Here is a 16693-nt window from a genome sequence, read left to right on the forward strand (position 1 = left end):
GTTGAGTGTCCGCGCGTATCCTGGTCGTCGATGACGTTCCTGCCAACGTCAAGCTCCTCGAAGCCCGCTTGTCCGCCGAATATTTCGACGTGATGACCGCCTCGAACGGCACGGAAGCGCTCGCCATCTGTGCCCGCGCCGAATGCGACATCATCCTGCTCGACGTCATGATGCCCGACATGGACGGATTCGAGGTTTGCCGCCGCCTGAAGACCGATCCGGCGACCCACCACATCCCCGTGGTGATGGTGACCGCGCTCGACAGTCCCGCTGATCGCAACCGCGGTCTGGAGGCCGGCGCCGACGATTTCCTCACCAAGCCCGTCTCCGACGTCGTGCTGATCGCGCGGGTGCGCTCGCTGACGCGGCTGAAGATGATGACGGACGAGCTGCGCATGCGCGCCATCACCTCGCTCGAGATCGGCATGCAGGCGCCCGAGCGCACTGCGATCGCCGATAGCGGGAAGGGCGGCCGTATCCTGCTGGTCGACGACCGCCCGTCGTCCTATGAGCGTTTGGCAGGCCTGCTCGCGGCCGAGCACACTGTGGACGTCGAGCCCAATCCGACCGAAGCGTTGTTCCACGCGGCCGAGGGCAATTACGACTTGCTGATCGTCTCGCTCGATCTGAACAATTTCGACGGCCTGCGGCTGTGCAGCCAGGCGCGCTCGCTGGAGCGCACGCGCCACGTGCCGATCCTCGCGATTGCGGAAGCCGAGAATTCGACGCGGCTGCTCCGCGGCCTCGAGATCGGCGTCAACGACTATCTGCTGCGCCCCATCGACAAGACCGAGCTTTTGGCGCGCGCCCGCACCCAGATCCGTCGCCGCCGCTACACCGATCATCTGCGTGACAGCATGCAGAACTCGATCGAGATGGCGATCACCGACGCGCTCACCGGCCTGCACAATCGACGCTACATGGAAAGCCATCTGGCGACGCTGGCAGAGCAGGCCTCGACCCGCGGCAAGCCGCTGGCGCTGATGATTCTGGACATCGACTACTTCAAGTCGATCAACGACAATTACGGCCACGATGCCGGCGACGACGTGTTGCGTGAGTTCGCGGTGCGCGTGCGCAAATCGATCCGCGGCATCGATCTCGCCTGCCGCTACGGCGGCGAGGAGTTCGTCATCGTCATGCCGGAGACCGATCTGCACGTCGCCGGCATGGTCGCCGAGCGCCTGCGCCGCTCGATCGCGGGCGAGCCCTTTGCCGTCCACAAGGGCACCAAGCGCATCGAGGTCACGATCTCGATCGGGCTGACCACGCTGGAGCAGAAGGGCGAGGCGGTTGCCGACGTCCTCAAGCGCGCCGACACTGCGCTGTACCGTGCCAAGCACGATGGCCGCAATCGGGTGGTGTCGCAGGCGGCGTGAGGCTGCCGGCTACACAAAAAGTGCGAAAACAACCCCATGCACAGTAGCCGACGTTAGTCGCATCAGGGACTTACGCGGATTGCATCCTCGTTTGACTCGTCGGGCAAAACAGGCGCACGATGTCATCATCGCGCATCAGCTGAAACGGCTGTGATTACTGCGGCGAACGCTTGCCCTTCACAGGCTTCGCAGCATCCTCTACATCCACCCCCGCATTCCGCAACAGTACCTTCGCTGCTTCCTTTGCCGCGCGCGCCATTGCCGGATCGTCACGCACGAGATCCTGCGCGATCGAACCGTCGACCAGCAGCACGAGCTGCGTAGCGAGAGCGTCCGCTTCCGCAACACCGAGCTCGCTCAGCCGTTCGCGAAACCAGACGCGGCGGCTTTCCTTGAAGGCGATCGCGATCTTCTTGACGGCGCGGTCCCTGGGCCCGAGCTCGGCCACCGCATTCACGAACGGGCAGCCGCGAAAATCCTTCGCGGAAAAACGCCGCTCCAGCGAATCGAAGGTGGCGAGAATCTGCTCGGCCGGCGGCTTGTCCGATGGGCGCGGCTGCACGAAGCGGCGCTCCAGATAGGCTGCGATCAGCGCGTCCTTGGAGGGGAAGTGGTTGTAGAGCGTGCGCTTGGAGATGCCGATCTCGGCCGCGATGGTGTCGACGCCGATGGCGCGAATGCCTTGCAGGTAGAACAGCTTGTCGGCGGTCTCGAGGATCCGCTCTTTCATCGTCTGTGGGGCGGGCGGGGGAGCCATGCGGTGAGATAAGTCCTCTTCGCTTGACAGCGAGAGCCTCCTATAGACTAATTACACAGGTCTGTGTAACCAAAATCAACGCGAATTGCAGACGCCGGCACGGGTGCCGTGCCCACGAGGGAGAACAACAATGCCCCTATTGCAGGTCCTGCGCCCGACATTGCCCATTTTGATCGGCGCCTCGATCATGCTGACGCTGAGCATGGGGTTGCGGCAGTCGCTCGGGATCTTCATGCAGCCGCTGACGCATGACATCCACCTCTCGGTGTCGGACTTCACGCTGGCGCTGGCCGTGCAGAACCTCGCCTGGGGCTTCCTCCAGCCGCTCGCCGGCGCGATGACCACGCGCTACGGCTTCCGCCCGATCATGATCGTGGGCGCCATGATGTACATCGTGGGCCTTATCCTGATGGCGACCGCGAATGGGCTCGTCGCCATCATGATCGGCGCCGGCGTGCTGATCGGCACCTCGCTGGCCTGCACCGCGGCCGCGATCGCGATGTCGGTGGCCGCGCGTGCGGTGCCTGCAACGGTGCGCTCGACCGTGCTCGGCATCGTCTCCGGCGCGGGCTCGCTCGGCGCGCTGCTCTCGGCGCCGCTCGGGCAGATCCTCAACGAAGGATTTGGCTGGCGCATCGGGCTTGCCGGCTTCGTGGTGATGTCCGTGCTGATGATCCCCGCCGCGTGGTACGCCGGCCGTGTCGACGCGATTCCGCTGCCGAAGCCGACCGCCGATGACATCGGCGATGCCACGGCCATGACTGCGGCGAAGACCGCATTCGGCAATGCCTCCTTCGTGGTGATGACCTGCGCCTATCTCGTTTGCGGCATGCAGCTGGTGTTCCTGACCACGCACCTGCCGTCTTATCTCGCAATCTGCGGCCTCGACCCGATGCTGAGCGCGCAGACGCTCGGCATGATCGGCGGCTTCAACGTCCTGGGCTCGCTGTTCTTCGGCTGGGCCGGTCAGCGCTGGAACAAGCTGGCGCTCTTGGGCGGCATCTACATCCTGCGCTCGCTCGCACTCGCCTGGTACTTCATGCTGCCGGCGACGCCGGCGTCCACGCTGCTGTTCGGCGCAATCATGGGCTTCCTGTGGATGGGGGTCGGCCCGCTGGTCGCGGGCGCCGTCGCCGAAATGTTCGGGCTGCGCTGGCAGGCGATGATCCAGGGCCTTGCCTTCATGAGCCACCAGATCGGCAGCTTTCTCGGCGCCTATGGGGGAGGGGTGATCTACGACTCGCTCGGCTCCTACACCATGGCCTGGCGCATCGGCGTGGCGCTCGGCCTCGCCGGCGGCATCATCCAGGTCGCATTCGCGCTGATCCGGCCGTCGCAGCCGCCGGTGCTGAAGGCGGCGTAGTCAAGGCGTTTCCTCATGAAGCGTCCGCTGAGGAGTTTACAGCGGACGCGGCGCTGCTTGGTCACGATCGACCGCTTGCAAAGCGGAGGCGAGCGGTCTCACAACATAAGCGGTCTTTTTGGAACGTTTTCGTTTTCCGGTTGTTGATCCGCCTGATCCCTGACCGAAAGCCACGGTTCGACGCGACCAGTCCTTCGGATGACGCGAATTAGCTCGCTATCTGTCCGTGAAAGGCGCAGCAATGGTTGCTGTAAAAGCTCAACGGTCGCCGAGATGGGCGAACAACTGCTGCTGTCTCCACCTTTAACAAATTCGTTCAACTACGCCAGGGGCTGATCTGTAATCGGCTGTATGACGAGCGAGGCTATCCGTGTCGACGGATTTAACACCGGTGCCGAACGTTCTAGTCGTCGAAGACGAGATGATTCTGCGCATGCGCGCGGTCGACATCGTGGAGGACGCGGGGTTTAACCCAGTCGAGGCGGTCAACGCCGACGAGGCAATTTCAATTCTTGAATCCCGTTCGGACATTTCCCTGCTTTTCACCGATATTCAAATGCCCGGCAGCATCGACGGCTTGAAGCTCGCCCATGCGGTCCACGACCGTTGGCCCTCCATCAAGATCATCCTGGTTTCCGGTCAAGTGAAGCCGTCAGACGCGGAAAGGCCGGCGCAAAGTCGTTTCTTTGGCAAACCGCTGGGTGTTGAACAAATGATCGCTGAATTGCAGGATATGGTCGGTGCGGGCGCATTGAGAATTGTTCCTGACGCAACGATATTGCCGATGAACGTGGCGCTGCCCGGCGCAGAACCAATTGCCCCGTCGCCCCGCTCCGCGCAGGAAGTTGTGTTGTCGGCAGAAAATGACAGCCTCCGGCTGCTGCTGGAGCAAGCCGGCATCGATGCTGAGACCTTACTTATCCAGGCCGGGATCGACGCCAAGGAACGCGAGGCCGCCGACAAGTTGCAGAAGCTGATCCTTGGTGAACTCCATCATCGCATCAAGAATACGCTTGCCACGGTGAGCGCGATCGCGTCCCAGAGCTTTCGTGCAGCGCTGAGTATCGAGGCCGGCCAGAAGGCCATGGAGGGGCGGTTAACCGCATTGGGCCGAGCCCACGATTTGCTGATGCAGGTCAGTTGGGCGAGCGCAAGTCTTACCCACACCTTTAGCAGCGCAACGGAGCCGTACGACAGCCAAGGGGGCCGGCGCTTCCATTTCAACGGGCCGGATCTCAGAATTACATCAGGCGCGGTCATTGCGCTTGCGATGACTTTCAATGAGCTGTGCACGAACACGACCAAATTTGGCGCTCTTTCCGTCCCTGCTGGGCGCGTGGAAATCGCGTGGACGATCGATGAGCCCAAACAACGGCTTCGCCTTGTCTGGACGGAAAGCGGTGGACCCGCGGTTGAGCCGCCGGTACGGCAAAGCTTCGGCACCCGCATGATGAAGTCTCTCGGTCAACAATTGAACGGCCAAGTGCAGCTCGCCTACCAACCGTCCGGCTTCATCTATTCGCTGGATGTTCCACTTAGCTCCGTCGCGGCAGCCGCTTGACGATTGTCCACTTCCGCTAATGGCCCCGAAGGCGAAGAGGTGCGGGAAGCCGCATAGGTCCGCTGTATCAGGGAGACCGGACATGAGCCGCTCCTGCTCGACCGACGCTCATGACCCCTGGCGGACACCGGCCGGATCATCCCGGCCGATATCTTTCTCATTTGCTGAAGCGCGCCTCTTTCGGCCGTCTAGTCTCGCGTTTAGTATTGCCCGGTTCCAATTGAGGGGCGGACATGTTGCGGCGGGAGTTTGTAACCTCACTCTGTGGTGTGCTTGCTGCATTTTCAGTTGGCCCGTTTGCACACGGTCAAAAGAAGCGTCCGCTGATCATTTGGATCTCGGCGTTTGCACCTCCCACGGGGCAAGAAGACCTAAAATTCAGCGCCTATTTCCTGGAAGGAATGGCCGGACTTGGCTGTTTGCGGGACCGCGATTTCACATTCGAGTTTCGAACTGGTGGAGGTCTACCTGACCTTCCGAGATTGGCCGAAGAAGTTGTCGTGGCGCAGCCTTCCGTGATTGTCGTTCCGGCAACGTTCGAAGCGGTCGCGCTAAGTAAGGCGACGTCTCAGATTCCGATCGTTTGCCCCGCGCTCGCCGATGCAGTTCATCTTGGCTTAATCGAGAGTGAGGCGCGCCCGGGACGGAATATTACTGGTATCGAGCCCTACATCTCCGGACTGCCTGCCAAGCAAATAGAGCTCGCACGAGAAGTAGTGCCGAGCGCAAAGCGGATTGGCCTTCTCACAAACGACGTCGATCCAAAGGGGCCGCCGCAAACTCGGGAGCTCAGCGGTGCGATCGCCAGCCTCGGATTGACAGCTATTCCGGTAAACGCAAATCAACCAAGCGAGATTGGGGCGGCCTTTGAAAAATTCGCAATTGAGAATGTAGATGTCGTGGTTGTATTACAGACCAACCTGCTGCTTCTCCGAAGGTTTGTGATCTCGGATATTGCTCTCAAGCATAAAATGCCGACGGTCTACGGCTATAGAGAAAACGTGGTCGCGGGCGGTATGGTGAGCTACGGTGTGAATCTCAGCTGGTGCTATACGCGCGGTGCATACTTCGTTGACCGGATACTCAAAGGGGCCAAGCCCGGAGATTTGCCTATCGAGTTTCCGACTTCATTCTGGCTTGCAGCCAACATTCGCGCTGCGAAATCGCTGGGGATGAGCCTATCGCCGAGCTTGCTCGCTCGCGCGGACGAAGTGATCGAATGACTGTTATTGGACCCAAGCCGCCTGTAAGGACGGGCAGAGCATGTCTGCTCTGCCCAGTCGGTAGCGGACCGTGCCCTCGATCTTTTGGGTTACGGTGACAGTGCACTTAACTGCTGCCGCGAATAGGTTTCGCGCGTGACGATGAGTGGGCAATTGAATGCACTGTCACCGCAATTCCCAAGATTGTTGCGGCGCAAATTAACCTTTGAACCCTGTTTCTATGGTCGCAATTTCCTGATGTGATCTTCAATATTGCGAGCCAATTTGCTGTGACCCCTGCTCAGGGGCGCCGTGCCGATCATCATTATGTCGTGACTAAAACTATAGAACAGGAAGGACATCACATGCCTTCACGCCGTAGTTTTCTGACCGGCACCGTCGCGACCGGTGTCGCGCTGTCAATGCAGCACGCCGCGGCAACAGCCGCGCAGCAAAAACGAGTGATCGTTGATTCGCAGGTTCACCTGTGGCCGGCGAGCACCCCGGAAAGACCATGGCTCCCCGGTGCCAAACCGCAGCTTCCGGAGCCCTTCATCATCGAGCGAATAATTCCACTGATGGACGAGGCAGACGTCGATCGCGTCGTCATCGTTCCGCCAGCATCGCTCGAAGGCGAGCGCATCGACTATGCCCAAGAGGCGGTCAAACGGTACCCGGGCCGCTTCGCCATCATGGCGCGTGTAGCTCTCGACAAGCCCGACCGCGCGGCACGGCTTGCGACTTGGCGCGACCAGCCCGGAGTGCTGGGCGTGAGGTTGAACTTCGGCCCCGGCGAAGCGGCGTGGCTGACAGACGGAACCGCGGACTGGTTCTGGCCGGCGGCGGAGAAGGCCCGCCTGCCTGTGATGTTTCTCACGTCGGGCCAAACATCGCTGTTCGCCCGCATCGCCGAGCGACACCCGCAACTTATGCTCATCATCGACCACATGGGCGTCGGCGCGGGCCTGCGCCCTCGTCCGGATTCATCGGAATCCGTGAGAAACAACACGGTGCCGGAAGCTATTGCCCAGTCGGTCGCGCTCGCAAAGTATGCGAACGTGTCGGTGAAGTTGTCGTCGGTACCGCTGATTTCGACTGAGCCATATCCATTCCGTGACGTGATCCCGCATATCCACCGCCTATTCGACGCCTACGGCCCGGAGCGCTGCCACTGGGGAACCGATGTAACCAATTCATTCGCCAGGGCCACCTACCGGCAGCGCGTGACGCAATTCACAGAGGAGCTTCCGTTCCTCACCGAAAGCGACAAAGACTGGATCATGGGCCGCGCGATCCTAGCGCGGCTTCGCTGGACCTGAACCAAGCTTGCTGCGATGCATGAGTCCGCCTCTGGCCCGAATGGGAAGTGGCGACACCTCTCATTGAGGTCGGCTTAGTGAGGCGGAGCGGACTCGATTTGCTCACTCCGAGTTCTTCGCATTTTGACCCCGAAGCGGGCACAATTTGGCCGACGTTTCTTCGCTTGTTCCCCTTTCAAAGATTGGGAGACTTACTTGCGCAAGGCATTTTGGTCTTTAGTTATTGTGCTTCTTTGCTGGTCTTCTTGCGCCGACGCCGCTGGCATCCAGCTTTTCAACCATGGCCCGAACTTGTCGGGCGCGATCTGGTATCCATGCGAGGCCAAACCGAAAGATGTGGAACTCGGCGACCTGGGGGTGGGCGTCGAATATGGTCTCATCGGAGTGAAGGATTGCCCCGTCACCGGGGCAAAGCTGCCACTGGTCATCGTCTCCCACGGTTATGTCGGATGGTTCGGCGGGCACCATGACACGGCAGCGGCGCTAGCCGATGCCGGGTTCGTCGTCGCGGCAATCAATCATCCGGGCGACAACGCGAACGATTCCTCAAAAAAAGACGATCTTTCATCCTTCTTGTCGCGTCCGACAGACATGGTCCGTCTGCTCGATTTCGTGCTGCATGACTGGAAAGATTGGGCCGTCGTTGATCCGGCGAAGATCGGCCTGTTCGGATTCTCCAAGGGAGGCTACACTGGTCTGGCACTGATCGGGGCCGCACCGGACTTCGGCCGTTTTGCGCGCGGTTGCACCGATGCGTCGAAAATCTGCGAGCAACTTAGGAGCGGCGACATTCCCGTCCTAGCGCAGGATGCGCGCATTCGCGCCGCTGTAATCGCCGATCCGATACCAGGCTTTTTCACGCAATCCAATCTGGCCGCGATCAGCATTCCGGTGCAGTTCTGGCGAGCGGAGGTCGGAATCGGGATTATCGATCCGGAAGGCACGGCGCGGGTCTCCCGTGCGCTACCGGGAAAGCCGGAAATTCACAGCGTGCCTGCGAGCCACTTTGCGTTCGTAGCGCCATGCTCGCCGCAACTCACGGCCGCGCTGCCTCGCATCTGCACCGACAAGCCCGCTGGGTTTGATAGGTCAGCGTTCCATCGCGAATTTAACGAGAGCATAGCGCGATTTTTCCATGAGCAACTGGCTGAAGGCAACTGACGGCTACCGCCAAGGCTTTGGCGGATAAGTCGGCTTCTGGGCCCCTTTGAGACATGCCCGCCCAGCCTGCAAATGTCCGTTCACCGCGGTAGACCGGAAGTCGCCGTGATAGGCCATGAAGGACCACATTGAGCGACTTAGGCAACTTGGTGTTGAGGCAGTCGACGACTAAGTGGCGTCTTCTGTATTCTGGCTTTGCGTGTGCTGCCCGCCTGCGAGTGTTTGAGCGGTGCAGAGGCCAAGAATTTTGCACCAGAATTGCGGTCGAACAATTCCAACGGGTTGCGCAGCGGCGTCGTTTGTTGGTGGGTTGCGTCGCCGCATCAATGCGTTACCACGATGAAATCCGTGTCTTTTCCGGTCTCATGGCTAAATCCGTCGTCGGAAATAATCAATGAAGAGGCCGGCGTCAGGAGTTCAGAGATCCTCTCAACCGTATCCTGGGGTATTTCGATGCGGTTGAGGACAGCGTTGGCCTGATCCGACGACGGTACCGATAGGGCGGTTTGCTTGACGGGCGCTTCGCGCTCTTTCTTGGCACCCTCGATGCGAGGAAATTCGTCCGGAATCGACACGACGGTCCAGCGAATAGCCGTTCCCTCGTTCTGGAATTCCATTGCGGTAAACACGTGCGTTCCCAGCGGCTCCTCCGGATTTCCGATCTTGACCGGGACATCAAACAACGGCGTGAATCCCTGACGCACGAACAGCTTGCTCAACTTACGACTGACGAAGATGGAGATTGGGACGATCTTTTTAGATGCTCCTCCAGCGGGAGCCGAGCTTGGAACCTGGAGACTAGTGGCTTCTGGAGTCTCGGCCTTGGACACGAGTGTGCTCTTACCCGCGACTGTGGCAGCCGGAAATTCCGGCGAAGCGGACACGGCTTTCGGCTGAAAGAGGTGCGAATTGGTTATCTCGACCGGCTGGACATCGTCGTGTGCAATGATCACGCGCGTGCCGCGCTTCGTGAGATGCCAGAGTCGAATGGCAAAGTCATTTTTCAAACGGATGCAGCCGTGTGATGCCGGATGCCCAGGCACGACACCGGCATGCAACGCTATCCCTGACCATGTGATGCGCTGCATGTAGGGCATGGGGGCGGCGCTATAAATATTTGAACGGTGCCATCGTTGTTTGGTGATCACGCTGAACACGCCGAGGGGCGTAGGATGCCCCTGAGTTCCCGTGGACACCGATGAGCGTGCGATCAGGGCCCCGTTGTCAAAAACCGAGACCCGTTGGTCGGCGATCGAGATGATGATCTGGAGCGGGCCCTTCGGAGGGTCCTCGGGCCGAGCGTTCTTCGCAGATTCAGAGTTTGTCTGCCGGTGGTGGTGCTTGTGTTTGTACGGAGCGTATTGGCCCGGCCAGAACGTGTGTTGGGGTCCAAACAGAAATTGAGCGTGTGCGATCCCCGCAGGGAGCATGAAGATGGCGAATACAGCCGTTGTTATCGCGCGCTGCATTGCTAGTAATCCCTGAGCGAACATCGCCCGGTCCAATAGGCGCGATTCCATCGTTTCGAAACGATGCGCGAAGCCGACGCCCGATGCGTCATCCCGACCAGCGCGCCAAGCCTCTCCTTCAAATCTGGTCGCAGTGGGTCGAAAATTGGACCGTACTCACAATTACGGTGGGAGTTGCCGTTGAGACGGGCGGAATTGCTTGTGATCGACGCGTTGCAATCGGGCAACATGTTTCGGAGAAATTGACGAGTGGCCGTTTGCGCCATTGCGCGACCCACATTGATCCCAAGAATGAGCCTCTTCGCATGCTTGGCTTTTCTACACGGCTCCGGCGGAGCCTATGGAGGCGACGGCATCATGAACCCGCGGCGATTTGCGATAGTGGCGCCAACGTGTTGCGGAACGGTCGTTCTCGCGGGGTGGATCGCTGGCTGGCTGGCTGGCTTCGGTTCGGCCGGCACCGAAAACGCCCGCGCAGTGCCAATCGAGGACCGCGCAGCATCTCTCGCCGCCACCGCCAGGCTCGCGGATGAACCGCAGGCAATAGCAACGGCCAACGCCGTTGTCGCCAACACCGTTGTCGCGAACGCCACTGTCGCCGGCGCCGAAGTGGCGACGGCCGCCGAACCCGCGGCAGGGACGACCGACACGACGGCGGCATCGGATAAGCCGGAATCGATCGTCGCGTTGTCCGATCCGTCGCAGACCCTGTCGGCCGATTTACCGCCTGTCCAGGAATCGGTGGACTTGGGCCACCGTGATGTTGCCCAACCGGCGCCGACAACGTGCGGTGCATCCGGCGGTTCCTCCAACTCGGGGCCGCAGGATTTCCGGTATCTCATTTGTTATGTCTGGTCCGAACTGCCGCCTGCCGAGAAGCCGGCTGCGATCGTCTTGCGTTCGTTCAAGGACATCCCGGTCGGAACGCCGGTGGAAGAGATCAAGCGCGCGTCCGACGCTTTCGGTCTGGATTTCACTTTCATGAAGGCGGTGGCCAAGGTCGAGTCCGGTTTCGACCCCAAGCAACGCACCGGGTCGTATATCGGACTGTTCCAGCTGAGCAAATACGAGTTCGGCAAATTCGGCTCCGGAGACATTCTCAATCCCCGCGATAATGCGGTTGCGGCAGCCTACAAGGTCATCGTCGAAGGCATTCTGTTTCGGTGGGTGACGCACAGGGAGCCGGACTTGAACGATCTCTACCTGATCCATCAGCAGGGCTGGGAGGGCGCCGCGGAGCACCTCAGCCAACCCAAGCGCATCGCCTGGAAATCGATGTGCGCCACCGGCGAAGGCAGGGAGAAGGGCGAAAAATGGTGCAGGCGCGCGATCTGGCGCAATACGCTTCCGGCCGTCAAAGAGGCGTGGAAATCGGTGGAGAAGCTGACGTCGGAGGCGTTCGTCGGAATGTGGCGCGAGCGGGTTGCTCAATTCTATTCGAAATACATGACCACCGCCGATGCCGAGCGGGCGCACAAGTAAATTTGCGTTGAGTGGTTTGCAGGAGTTGCCGCATCCCCGGGCCGAGCGGGGCCTTACCGCCGCTGGTCGCGCGAATGCACTTTACGTCGTCAACGACGCGCTCGGGTCGTTCCTGCTGCGCGCTAGCAGGGCCAACTCCCATTGCAACCGTCCACGGTTGCCAGTCGTGGGGAGGTCATTCTGCGCGCCGGGTGCCACGCGGATCGACATCCGGGTTGGAAGCGACGTAGTCGATCTCGCCGCGCGAGATACCGATATCGTAAAGCTCCCTGTCACTGAGGGCGAGCAGCCTGGCTCGGATCCTTTGGCATCCGTACCATTCGTGTAGGGCGGCGCAGCGGTCGCCTAAAAAGCTCAGGCCGAGCCGAATCGGCGAGAACGTCTGTCTTGAGGTGGACGCGTTGTAGGTTGTCGCCATTTGACGTCTCCCTCGGTACCTGCCTCTGACTGAAATAGTGCCAGTTGATGGAAGGGCGCGCTTGATATCCGGCTTACATTTTCCTTACCCGCGGCTTATTCTTTGAGTTCCAACGGTGCGCGAGCGCGTCAGGCGATCAACGAGGTGACCAAGGAGCGGTAGCGTGCGCTATTTCTTCGAGGACTACGCTCTCGACACCGACCGGCGCGAGCTGCATCGCGGCTCTAACGTCGTTCCGACCGCACCACAGGTTTTCGATCTGCTCGATTACCTGATCCGGAACAGGGAGCAAGTCGTCAGCAAAGACGACCTCGTGAAGGCCATCTGGAATGGACGCATCGTGTCCGATGTGGCGCTGACCACTCGTCTTAACGCTGCCCGAAGCGCGATCGGTGATTCCGGTGACGAACAACGCCTCATCAAGACGCTGCCACGAAAGGGCTTTCGTTTCGTCGGCGCGGTGCATCAGGCAGGTAGGCTATCCGCCATCACGGAGGAATCAACCGGCTACGTGGATTCGTCGAAGCCCGCACCTGCGCTCCCCGACAAGCCCTCGATTGCGGTATTGCCGTTCGAGAATATGAGCGGCGATCCAGAGCAGCAATATTTTGCCGACGGAATGGTCGAGGAGATCACGACAGCGCTTTCGCGGTTCAAATGGCTATTCGTCATCGCCCGAAACTCGAGCTTCACGTTCAAGGGCAGGGCGGTCGATATCAAGGAAGTTGGGCGCAGGCTTGGCGTGCGCTATGTGCTCGAGGGGTCTGTGCGCAAGTCGTCGGACAAGGTTCGCATCGCGGGGCAATTGATTGATGCGGTTACAGGCGCGCACATCTGGGCCGACACGTTCGAGCGCGACCTGACGGACGTTTTCGCTCTCCAAGACGAGGTCGCAGTCGCTGTCGTTTCGGCCATTGAGCCGAAGTTGCTCCAAACAGAAATTGCGATGGCAACGCGGCGGCGGCCGGAGAACCTTACTGCCTATGACTTCTACCTTCGGGCTTTGCCGCCGTATTACGCCGCGACCCGCGAAGGGTTCGCTGAGGCGCTAAGGCTCGCTCATAACGCCCTGGAGCTGGACCCGCGGTCCGACTCCGTTGCGGCTTTGGCAAGTCTGTGCCACACGCTCAACGTTACTATGGGCTTTTCTGTCGATCCCCATTTCGATCGCAGGGAAGCGATCCGACTTTTTCGTCTGGCACTGAGTATCGACGACAGCGATCCCGACACGTTGGCGAACGCTGCTACCGTCTCGGCCTTCATGATTGGTGATTGTGAACGCGAGATCGAGATGGCGGATCGCGCAGTCGCACTCAACCCGAATTCATTCTGGGCGTGGCATGGTAGAGGCTGGGTGTACAGAATAGCAGGGCAGCCGGAAGAGGCGATCAGGAGCTTTGAACGTGCGATTCGCATGAGCCCGGTCGATCCGCTCCTGCACCGCTCTTTCATCGGCATGGCAATGGCCTTCATTGAACTTGGCCGCTTTGACGAGGCCATCGCGGCGGCAAAGAAGGCTGTTCGTCAGAACCCCTCTCATTCGGCATCATACCGGTGTCTGGCATCCGCTTTTGCCCATCGCGGACGCGACGCGGAGGTGCGCGAGGCAGTGGCGGGGCTACTGGAGCACGACCCTTCTTTTACAATATCCACCTACATCGCTCGCGGTGGGCAATCGAAGGCGAAGCTATTGATCGAGGGGCTTCGCAAAGCCGGGTTGCCCGAATAGCCCTTCAAAGCCGGGCCGTGATGAGCAACGTGTTCTGGAAGATTCGAGACGCCATCTCGGCGGCGTCTCGAATCCGACCAAGTCCACAGGACATCCACTCGGAATATCCGCTTGATCCCGTGATTTGCGGCTTTGCCCTACTTGCAAGGATGGCGGCTGCCGTCGTCACCGAGGTAGGTGCCCGTTGCCGGATCGTATGACCGATAACGCTCCGAGCAAGAACGTCCGTCCACGCGAGCCAGAGCTCCTTGCGCAGGAGCTGCGCCATCCGGCAACTCGAGGCCCTCCCGACCTGCCGGCGTCAGTGTGCCGTTCAGGTTGCGATTGGGGTTCTCGGCCTCGTACGTATCCGGATGGCTGCTCGCAAAACCAGATTGCGCGTAGGCGGTGCTTGCGGTCAGGCCCGACAACAAAGCCACGGCAGCAAGAATTTTAAGTGCAGTCATAGTCGATCTCCATCAGTGGCCGGTGCGTCGTGCCCCCGGTGCGACAGAATGTGGATCGACATCTGCGCTGAACAAGCTCACTGCGATCCCAAACTCGCTACTGGCGCAATCTCGTCGTTCAAATACGGAAAGAGTCGTTTGTTTGCGGAACGCGAAGAATGGTCCAACGCCGCCATTCGCAGGCTCGTCATCTGCATCCGAGCCACACGCCGTGCGAACTAGAACAATATCTCTAGCTGCTGAAAGACGTTCGAGCGGAGGATGCACTGCTGCTCACACGCAAGGCCGCGATGGAATTGTCGCGGACGGGCCCAGAGGGCCCCGCCAAGGTCAGCAGCCAATCCGGCGATCTGACTTGATCTTGGCTTCGCGGAATTCGACGTGCTTGCGCCCGACCAGGTTGTACGTCTTGACCAGCCTGTCGATCATGGTGCGCCAATCACGCAGGCAGGAGCGAAGACTGTTCCTGGCTTGACCGCCATTCGGAAACCTGGCCCTCGAGCTCGAGGCGAAGGTGGTCCACGACGCTGGCCCAGTCGCCTCGCTTTGGCTGCCTGAACAACCTCATCGACCGATACCACGGGCTGTCGTCGCGCTCGAGCAGCCAGCGCCAATCCGGGTTGAAGGGCAATAGCGTCCAGACCGGAGCGCCCAGCGCGCCCGCAAGGTGAACGACGCTGGTGTCGACCGAGATCACCAGGTCGAGACAGCTCATCAGCGCCGCGGTTTCGCTGAAATCCGTGAGCTGTCCTGTGAGGTCGACGATCTCGGAGCGCTCGTCGAGGAAGGCCCGATCCTGATCCCGGACGCCTTTTTGCAAGGAGACGAACTGGACGTCGCAATCCAGGAGAGGCGCAAGGGTGCGCAGTGCCAGCGATCGGTTGTGATCGTTCTTGTGATCTGGGTTGCCCGCCCAGACCAGACCGACGCGGAAGCGATTGGGGGGACCAAGCCGGTCTTCCCACGTTTTCACGCGCGCAGCCGAAGGCGCGGGAACGTAGGCTTGCGCAAACGGGATCGTATCGAGCCGTGTCCCGAACGCTAACGGCAGCGTTCCAAGAGGGCAGTGCAGATCGAACGCCTGCGATGACGATCGGCCGATGCAATTTGCAACCCCGGTGATGCCGCCCAAAAGCTGCTGGATCGGAGGCTCGACCTCCAGGATGACTTGAGCTCCGAGCGCAGCCACCATGGGCACATAGCGCGCGAACTGAATTGCATCGCCCAGTCCCTCATCGGAGTGAAGCAAGATGGTCTTGCCTTCGATCGGCTGGTCACCAAGCCAAAGGGGCTCCGAAAAGCCGCGATCGACCAAACCGACAGAGGGAAGTCGCCAACGCGCCTCGCGCGCAAGCCAGCCTCGCTCGAAGTCTCCGGTCAGCAGCTGAAGCGTTGCGAGATAGAACAGCGTCTGCGCATCGTTTGGAGCGGCCGCCAGGGAATTTTGAAGGGTCGCGAAAGCTTCATCCAGCAATTGCAGATGCAACAAGACCACGGCCTTGTTGTTGAGCACGGCATGGAAATCCGGCCGAAGTGCCAGCGCCCGATCGAAGCAGGCGAATGCCTGTTCCAGCCGACCAAATCTCCAATGAAGCAGGCCGAGATTGTTGTGCGTCTCCGCGAGGCTCGGATCCAGCGCAATGGACTTCTCGTAGTCGACCTGCGCTTCCTCGAACCGGTCGACCTTCGAGAGGCAAACGGCGCGCATTTGATACAGAGCTGCGGAATTTGGATTCAGCTTCTCGGCGACGTCCAGGCTTTCCAGGGCTTCCGCATGCCGGCCGAGTTCAAGCAGCAGCATGCCGCAATTATGCGCGGCCTCCCAATATTGCGGATGCAGTTTCAACGCCTGCTGCAAGTGCAGCACAGCCTCGTCCCTGTGCGCGAGTTGCCAGAGCAGATTGCCGAGGTGATTCCAGAGACCCGCATCCTGCGGCTTGAGGATCAAGGCCTGGCTGTAGTGTCGCCGTGCTTCTTCAAGCTGACCCTGCCGCTCCAGCACCGTGGCGAGACTGAGGAGGTACTCTGCCTTCGGTGCCTGCTTGATGGCGCGCCCGATCCATTCCGCGGCGGCGTCATGCTGCTGCGCCTGAAAACAGAGCACGCCCAACAAATGGAGGGCATCCGGGTGCTGCTCGTCCAGCGTCAGCGCTTGCTGGCAACACAGCTCAGCCTCGGCAATTCGTCCCGATTGGAAATGCGCGAAGCCAGCCTGGCAGAGCGCTGCGGGCGTCACTTTTCCGGATTGTTTGGCCGCGACCCGGCGCTCTCTGCGATTCATGAACGGATGAAAATGATCCAAAGCCCGCCTGCATCGCTAGACGATTCTCGGAATCGCGTCGACGCGTTGAGCGCGACAGCGTAGCCGAGGCTTGCGCTTGCTTGCGTGAGGCTTGGGCTTACTTGC

The 16693-nt window shown here is 60.4% G+C and carries 13 protein-coding genes and 1 pseudogene; 8 read left to right on the forward strand and 6 right to left on the reverse strand.

Annotated features, from left to right (window positions below):
• The first annotated feature begins 5 nt into the window (after positions 1-5).
• Positions 6-1379: a PleD family two-component system response regulator gene (locus ACPPVR_RS18520; protein ID WP_426615598.1), complete on the forward strand. Its 1374-nt coding sequence runs from the start codon at positions 6-8 to the stop codon at positions 1377-1379.
• Between the two features lie 154 nt (positions 1380-1533).
• Here ACPPVR_RS18520 and ACPPVR_RS18525 read toward each other — a convergent pair whose 3' ends face one another.
• Positions 1534-2136, reverse strand: coding sequence for a TetR/AcrR family transcriptional regulator (locus ACPPVR_RS18525; protein WP_426615599.1), 603 nt, complete (start codon positions 2134-2136; stop codon positions 1534-1536).
• 130 nt (positions 2137-2266) lie between these two features.
• Between ACPPVR_RS18525 and ACPPVR_RS18530 the strand changes: the two genes are divergently transcribed.
• From ACPPVR_RS18530 to ACPPVR_RS18550, 5 genes are all read left to right on the forward strand, one after another.
• The gene (locus ACPPVR_RS18530; RefSeq protein WP_426615600.1) at positions 2267-3499 is read left to right on the forward strand and encodes an MFS transporter; all 1233 of its coding nucleotides are present in this window, start codon (positions 2267-2269) and stop codon (positions 3497-3499) included.
• 370 nt (positions 3500-3869) lie between these two features.
• Positions 3870-5060 carry a sensor histidine kinase gene (locus tag ACPPVR_RS18535; protein WP_426615601.1) on the forward strand — a complete coding sequence of 397 codons (1191 nt, stop codon included), beginning with the start codon at positions 3870-3872 and terminating at the stop codon, positions 5058-5060.
• A 233-nt stretch (positions 5061-5293) separates the two neighbouring features.
• Entirely contained in the window at positions 5294-6283 is a 990-nt protein-coding gene (locus tag ACPPVR_RS18540) for an ABC transporter substrate-binding protein (protein WP_426615602.1), read from the forward strand.
• A gap of 239 nt (positions 6284-6522) precedes the next feature.
• A complete protein-coding gene (locus ACPPVR_RS18545) occupies positions 6523-7581 on the forward strand; it encodes an amidohydrolase family protein (RefSeq protein WP_426615603.1) in 1059 nt (352 codons plus the stop codon).
• Positions 7582-7776: 195 nt separating this feature from the next.
• On the forward strand, positions 7777-8742 hold the full coding sequence (locus ACPPVR_RS18550) for an alpha/beta hydrolase family protein (RefSeq protein WP_426615604.1): 966 nt from the start codon (positions 7777-7779) through the stop codon (positions 8740-8742).
• Between the two features lie 323 nt (positions 8743-9065).
• Here ACPPVR_RS18550 and ACPPVR_RS18555 read toward each other — a convergent pair whose 3' ends face one another.
• The gene (locus ACPPVR_RS18555) at positions 9066-10211 is read right to left on the reverse strand and encodes a L,D-transpeptidase (RefSeq protein ID WP_426615605.1); all 1146 of its coding nucleotides are present in this window, start codon (positions 10209-10211) and stop codon (positions 9066-9068) included.
• Between the two features lie 357 nt (positions 10212-10568).
• Between ACPPVR_RS18555 and ACPPVR_RS18560 the strand changes: the two genes are divergently transcribed.
• The gene (locus ACPPVR_RS18560; protein WP_426615606.1) at positions 10569-11693 is read left to right on the forward strand and encodes a transglycosylase; all 1125 of its coding nucleotides are present in this window, start codon (positions 10569-10571) and stop codon (positions 11691-11693) included.
• 175 nt (positions 11694-11868) lie between these two features.
• On the opposite strand, the gene ACPPVR_RS18565 is transcribed toward ACPPVR_RS18560, so the two are convergent.
• Positions 11869-12111, reverse strand: a complete 243-nt coding sequence (locus tag ACPPVR_RS18565; protein WP_426615607.1) for a DUF1127 domain-containing protein — start codon at positions 12109-12111, stop codon at positions 11869-11871.
• Positions 12112-12274: 163 nt separating this feature from the next.
• On the opposite strand from ACPPVR_RS18565, the gene ACPPVR_RS18570 reads away from it, so the two are divergent.
• Complete coding sequence (locus tag ACPPVR_RS18570) at positions 12275-13840, forward strand: tetratricopeptide repeat protein (RefSeq protein WP_426615608.1); 1566 nt, start codon at positions 12275-12277, stop codon at positions 13838-13840.
• A gap of 137 nt (positions 13841-13977) precedes the next feature.
• Here the strand turns inward: ACPPVR_RS18570 and ACPPVR_RS18575 are convergent, their stop codons facing one another.
• From ACPPVR_RS18575 to ACPPVR_RS18585, 3 genes and pseudogenes are all read right to left on the reverse strand, one after another.
• On the reverse strand, positions 13978-14286 hold the full coding sequence (locus ACPPVR_RS18575) for a BA14K family protein (protein ID WP_426615609.1): 309 nt from the start codon (positions 14284-14286) through the stop codon (positions 13978-13980).
• Positions 14287-14725: 439 nt separating this feature from the next.
• Positions 14726-15418, reverse strand: coding sequence for a glycosyltransferase family 9 protein (locus ACPPVR_RS18580; RefSeq protein ID WP_426616132.1), 693 nt, complete (start codon positions 15416-15418; stop codon positions 14726-14728).
• Between the two features lie 342 nt (positions 15419-15760).
• Positions 15761-16567: pseudogene (locus ACPPVR_RS18585) on the reverse strand (tetratricopeptide repeat protein); the annotation flags it as partial.
• Positions 16568-16693 lie beyond the last annotated feature (126 nt).

The organism is Bradyrhizobium sp. McL0616, assembly GCF_049993385.1.
In the GTDB taxonomy this organism is placed as follows: Bacteria; Pseudomonadota; Alphaproteobacteria; order Rhizobiales; family Xanthobacteraceae; genus Bradyrhizobium.